Origin of the sequence: Candidatus Bandiella numerosa (assembly GCF_021811875.1) — a bacterium.
GTDB lineage: Bacteria > Pseudomonadota > Alphaproteobacteria > Rickettsiales > Midichloriaceae > Aquirickettsia > Aquirickettsia numerosa_A.
The window spans coordinates 1-5,489 of sequence record NZ_JAJBJD010000064.1; the positions used below are offsets into that span (position 1 = coordinate 1).

At 31.8% G+C, this 5,489-nt stretch carries 5 protein-coding genes and 1 tRNA gene; 2 read left to right on the top strand and 4 right to left on the bottom strand.

Annotation, left to right across the window (positions count from 1 at the left end; genetic code table 11):
• Window positions 1-206: 206 nt before the first annotated feature.
• The 4 genes from L8D11_RS03075 to L8D11_RS03090 all read right to left on the bottom strand — a co-directional run bounded on the left by L8D11_RS03075 (window position 207) and on the right by L8D11_RS03090 (window position 4,500).
• Complete coding sequence (locus L8D11_RS03075; RefSeq protein WP_236870211.1) at window positions 207-1,199, bottom strand: pyruvate dehydrogenase complex E1 component subunit beta; 993 nt, start codon at window positions 1,197-1,199, stop codon at window positions 207-209.
• Window positions 1,200-1,204: 5 nt separating this feature from the next.
• A complete protein-coding gene (locus L8D11_RS03080; protein WP_236870212.1) occupies window positions 1,205-1,762 on the bottom strand; it encodes a flavodoxin family protein in 558 nt (185 codons plus the stop codon).
• A 21-nt stretch (window positions 1,763-1,783) separates the two neighbouring features.
• A complete protein-coding gene (pdhA, locus tag L8D11_RS03085; RefSeq protein ID WP_236870213.1) occupies window positions 1,784-2,761 on the bottom strand; it encodes a pyruvate dehydrogenase (acetyl-transferring) E1 component subunit alpha in 978 nt (325 codons plus the stop codon).
• A 167-nt stretch (window positions 2,762-2,928) separates the two neighbouring features.
• Complete coding sequence (locus tag L8D11_RS03090) at window positions 2,929-4,500, bottom strand: lysine--tRNA ligase (protein WP_236870214.1); 1,572 nt, start codon at window positions 4,498-4,500, stop codon at window positions 2,929-2,931.
• A gap of 167 nt (window positions 4,501-4,667) precedes the next feature.
• Here L8D11_RS03090 and L8D11_RS03095 point away from each other — a divergent pair.
• Together L8D11_RS03095 and L8D11_RS03100 are read left to right on the top strand one after the other, a co-directional pair.
• Window positions 4,668-4,744, top strand: a tRNA-Ile gene (locus tag L8D11_RS03095).
• A gap of 184 nt (window positions 4,745-4,928) precedes the next feature.
• Window positions 4,929-5,372 carry a hypothetical protein gene (locus tag L8D11_RS03100; protein WP_236870215.1) on the top strand — a complete coding sequence of 148 codons (444 nt, stop codon included), beginning with the start codon at window positions 4,929-4,931 and terminating at the stop codon, window positions 5,370-5,372.
• Window positions 5,373-5,489: the final 117 nt, after the last annotated feature.

Genomic DNA, 5,489 nt, shown 5'->3' on the forward strand with positions numbered 1-5,489 from the left:
CATTGGATATCTATGTCTGTTTGGTGTGCCCTTCATCTTTTTTGATATTTATTTTTTTAAATCCTACAATTTTATAATCTTTTATTCAATATCAGAATTTTATTCTATTTTTAACTTGACTGTGCCTTAGTAAATTATAATTTTTGGTTTGTCAATTTCGGAATTTATTATAAATGATATATTTATCAAATTTCTCATTTGGTATATTAGCTATTTTTATTGATTTTATAGCAAACTTCTTTGGCTTTTTCTACTATATCGGCTACAGATGGAAGAGCTAATTTTTCCAAATTTTGCGCATATGGTAAGGGTACATCTTTGGCAGTTACTCTCATCACTGGAGCATCAAGATAATCAAAAGCCCTTTCAGAGATTTGCGCAGATATCTCTGAACCTATACCTGAGAAATGCCACCCCTCTTCAACGGTAATAATACGATTAGTTTTTTTGACAGAATTTATAATAGTTTCAATATCTAAAGGGCGTATTGTTCTCAAATCAATTACTTCTGCATCAATATTATATTTTTTCAATTCATCTGCCGCTTGTAATGCGAACTTTACCTGTATAGAAAAGGTAACAATTGTCACGTCCTTTCCCTGTTTTACAATTTTTGCTTTCCCAATTTCATCCACAAATTCTTCTTCTGATATATCGTCAAAATCACCATATAAAATTTCATTTTCAAGAAATATCACAGGATTTGGGTCTCTTATGGCTGCTTTTAGTAATCCTTTATGATCTGATGCTGAATAAGGAGCAATTACTTTTAAACCTGGAACATGTGCATACCAACTTGCGTAACATTGTGAATGCTGTGCTCCCACCCTTGCGGCGGCACCGTTTGGCCCTCTAAAGACAATTGGGCAGGATATTAATCCACCGGACATGTAGTGAGTTTTGGCTGCAGAATTGATTATTTGGTCAATCGCTTGCATAGCAAAATTAAAAGTCATAAACTCTATAATTGGTTTTAAACCAGAAAATGCAGCTCCTACTCCAATACCAGCGAATCCATGTTCAGTGATAGGTGTATCAATCACTCTTTTTGCACCAAACTCTTCTAAAAGCCCTTGAGTAACTTTATATGCACCTTGATATTCCGCAACCTCTTCTCCCATTATAAAAACATTCTGATCAAGCCTCATTTCTTCGGCCATTGCGTCTCTAAGTGCCTCTCTGATAGTAATTTTTTTCATAATCTCTATTGAAATTTTTTTGTTATCTTGGCTATTCTAGCTCCAAAATATTCTGCAGTTTTTATATCACTAATATTTATTTCTAGCTCTTTATCTTTACTCGGAGATTCAGTCATTAACCCCATCCAACTACCAAGTCTATTTAATTTTATATCGAAATTTTTTAGCGTTTCATTACTTTTTAAGTCTACTCCAATCCACATCATACCATGTTGTTGTGCAAAAATAAATATGGACATCAAAGCTCCTAGTTTATCACCACTTAAAGCAGATGAATGGGTAAATCCTGCAGCTATTTTGTTATTCCACCCTTTATTATCCCAAATATCAACGGTCGAATCCATAAGTTTTTTTATATTGGTTGAAACATTTCCAAAATATGTTGGCGTACCAAATATTATTGAATCAACCTCATCTAATAACTGTAAATTTTCACAAATAAATTTTGCCTCGTAGGTTTTTGATTCAACATTTTCAGATTGAATGCCTATGTGTATATATTTTGATAGCGTTTTCGTAAAACAATTCTCGTGATCGTATATTGTTGCTATTCTTTTTTTCATCTAAATAAGTTTCCTCTCGTTCTATTTGTATACATCTAAATATAATTCATTCGTACTTGGCTCTTGACTATTTTGTGCATAATCTGCACTTTCTTTTACTATTTCCTTTACGTCCTTTTCTACTATTTTAAAATCTTCCTCAGCATTTTTGTTGATTTTTAATATATGTTCTTTTAAGGAAATTATAGGGTCGTGATGTTTTTTATAGTCCTCAACTTCATCTTTAGTTCTATATTTAGCTGGATCAGACATAGAATGACCTCTATATCTGTAGGTTTTTAATTCTAATAAAAATGGAACTTGGGTTTTCCTAATGAAATCTGAAGCTTCTTTCACTGCCTCATAAACTTCAAAAAAATCCATTCCATTGACCTGCTTCCCCTCTATCCCAAAAGATTCACCTCTTTTATATAAGTCTTTTATACTTGAAGCTCTTTCAACTGAAGTGCCCATTCCATATTCGTTATTTTCAATAATGTATAGCACCGGTAATCCCCAAAGCTTTGCCATATTAAATGACTCATATATCTGTCCTTGATGGCATGCTCCATCACCATAAATTGTTACAGAAATGCAATTATTTTCTTTATATTTATGTGCAAAGCCCAACCCTGTGCCAATGGATACTTGAGCTCCAACAATTCCATGTCCACCATAAAATCCTTTTTCTAGATCAAACATGTGCATCGAGCCACCCTTACCCTTTGAGCAACCAGTGGCTTTTCCCAATAATTCCGCCATGATGCTCTTAGGACATGCCCCTTTAGCTAACATTAATCCATGATCTCTATAGCTTGTAATAATGGTATCGTCTGAATTTATGGCCTTTATTATACCTACGGCTACAGCTTCTTGCCCGATATATAAATGGCAAAATCCTCCTATTAATCCCATTCCATACAGTTGACCTGCCTTTTCTTCAAAGCGACGCAACAATAACATTTCTTTATAAATAGAAATTAAATCTTGCTTTGTGAAACATGTATTTTTATTGCTCATTCCAAAATAAAAACTACTATTTTTTAGATAATAGCACGAATACTATATTAAATTACAATAAAAACAACATTTCAGTATGATTTTTGACTAAGACATTATCTAAAAATAGGTAATTTAAATAATTATTAGCTCTGAATAATCCCTCAGATATTTTAAAAATACAGGGCCTACTGTATATTTTTAGGATTAGTATTGATTTTGTCTGCAATCAATTTTTTCACCTCATTCAATCCATATAATTTAATAAAAGTTCCAATTCTCGGCCCTTCTTTTGTCCCTAAAAGGATCTCATAAAGTAATTGAAACCACTGTTTTAAGGGGATATCATGCTCTTTACTTATTTGATACACTGCATTTTGAATTTCTTCTGCATCATCTTTTACTGTTTTTAGAGCTTCAAATAAATATTTTAATAACTTTACTTCTGCTTCATTAGGTGTTTTATACTCCTTTTTCGGCTTTACAAAATCTTGGAAATAATTGATTGCGTAAGCGATCATTGAATTAATATAAGCATGAGTGCTATCATCAATGTCTTCGTTTAGATTTTTGATATAGCCCCATATAACATCCTTATTATCTGTATTACAGGCATTTACAAGATTCAATAATAATGAAAAGTTTATTTTACCAAGGTTAATATTTGGAACATCGTCGTTATGTATATAAAATATAGGATTTGATAATCTTTTATTTATATCAGTTTCTTGGTTGAATTTTTCAAGATATAATAAATATTCATCAAAAGTTTTAGGTATAATATCATAGTATAGCTTTTTTGCTTTTTTAGGTGATTGGTACATAAAAAGCTTTAAACTTTCTTGATTTCCATATTTTAGCCAATCATATATTGATAATCCATTACCTTTAGATTTAGAAATTTTTTGACTATTTTCATCAAGAAACAGTTCATACGACATTTGATGAGGAGGGTTTTTACCTAATACTGTGCAAATTTTATCATAAATTTCTGCATTTGCTTGAATGTCCTTTCCATAAATTTCATAATCAACATCAAGCGCAACCCATCTCATTGCGAAATCTGGTTTCCATTGTAATTTGCATTTACCATTTAAAATACTTACCTTTACAGTTTTATTATCTTCATCGATATAAGTTACAGTGCGCAATTGAATATCTCTGTCTATGATTTTGACTTGCAATACCTTCCCTGTTTTTTGACAGATAGGCAAAAAAGGGCTGTATGTTTCTTGTCTATCTTTACCAAGTGTGGGAAGCATGATGTTCATTATGTCATCATATTTCTCTAAAACTTTTATTAAGTAATCATTGAATTTACCAGATTTATAGCATTTTGTAGCGCTAATGAATTCATATTCAAAATTAAAATTATCCAAAAATTCTACCAATTTTGAATTCATATAATCACCATAGCTTTCACATTTTTCAAATGGATCTGGTATGTTTGTTAAGGGCAATCCTATATACTGAGTATATCTTTCTTTATTAGGAATATTATCAGGTACCTTTCTAAGGGCATCCATATCATCCGAAACGCAGAATAATTTAATTGGAATATCAGACAAATATCTAAAGGCTTTTCTTACCATATTAGTTCTGACTACTTCTCCAAAAGTGCCAATATGCGGTAAGCCGGAAGGACCATATCCTGTTTCAAATAAAACATAACCCTTTTTAGGTGTAGAATTATTAATTTTGTTTAGTATCAACTTAGCTTCTTGAAAAGCCCAAGAGTTAACATTGTTATGATCCAGCATTATATGGTTCTATATTAAATTTGTTTCCTATATTATATCAAAGAAAATGAAACGCAAGTACATCTCCAAAACTGTAGAGCAAGATATGCATAAATTGATTAACGAAGTTAAACGCACTTTGTACTGGACATAAAATTAAGTTATTGTTATAAATTGTTTTGGTCTGGGGGACTTTAGCTCAGTTGGTTAGAGCACGCCGCTCATAACGGTGTGGTCGTAGGTTCAAGTCCTACAAGTCCCACCATTTATAGGAAAAAGTAAAATTTATTCAGAAGAATTGATATTTGGAAAAGTGGCCAGATTAGATTGCAGAATAATTTTAGAGATATGTTACTACGCTTTTGGGCAAGTGATTATTTTTTTATAGCTCTTGACAAATAACTTGACAAATAAATTAACTTCGCGTACAATGCGAGCAATTAACTAATGTGTGTGAAAATAGTAAACAAAATGGCCAATGTGATCCAACTATAGATGATTCATGTGGTGCAGATCAGTCTCAAAAATCTAGCAATGGCAAAAAAGTAGGAGATGGCATGAAGAAAGCTCAGGCTACACAAGAGCACATATCAGGTTATGTAAAAAGTCTTATTGTTAGCTCTATAGCTCCATATGTTAAGGTGTCTGATATAAATCTTGGGGATCACATGCAAGTTTTTTATGCTGCATCTCAAGGTATTAACGATAAACAATTAATAGCTGCTGCAGATATGGCGTATCATGTTATCAATAAAAAACTTACAGCTGCAATAAAAACGCATATGAATTATATTGAAACTTCTTATGCAAATAAAAATTGTTACTATAAAGGAAGTGATAAAGACAAAGGTTGTCTTGGTGATTTAAAATTCAACAACCCCACGGAAGCATAAATATTAGATAGCGTATAAATAGGAAAAGTGCTAACCTTTGACCTAAAACAATACAGGTATCAAATGGATTTTGAAATAATAGTAAGAAAAAAAGAAAAAGGCGAGGTAGTATCAGAG

Bases quoted from the DNA above. Each gene is read 5' to 3' on its own strand.
- L8D11_RS03075 (WP_236870211.1), bottom strand. From the start codon at position 1,199: ATGAAAAAAATTACTATCAGAGAGGCACTTAGAGACGCAATGGCCGAA.
- L8D11_RS03080 (WP_236870212.1), bottom strand. From the start codon at position 1,762: ATGAAAAAAAGAATAGCAACAATATACGATCACGAGAATTGTTTTACG.
- pdhA (WP_236870213.1), bottom strand. From the start codon at position 2,761: ATGAGCAATAAAAATACATGTTTCACAAAGCAAGATTTAATTTCTATT.
- L8D11_RS03090 (WP_236870214.1), bottom strand. From the start codon at position 4,500: ATGCTGGATCATAACAATGTTAACTCTTGGGCTTTTCAAGAAGCTAAG.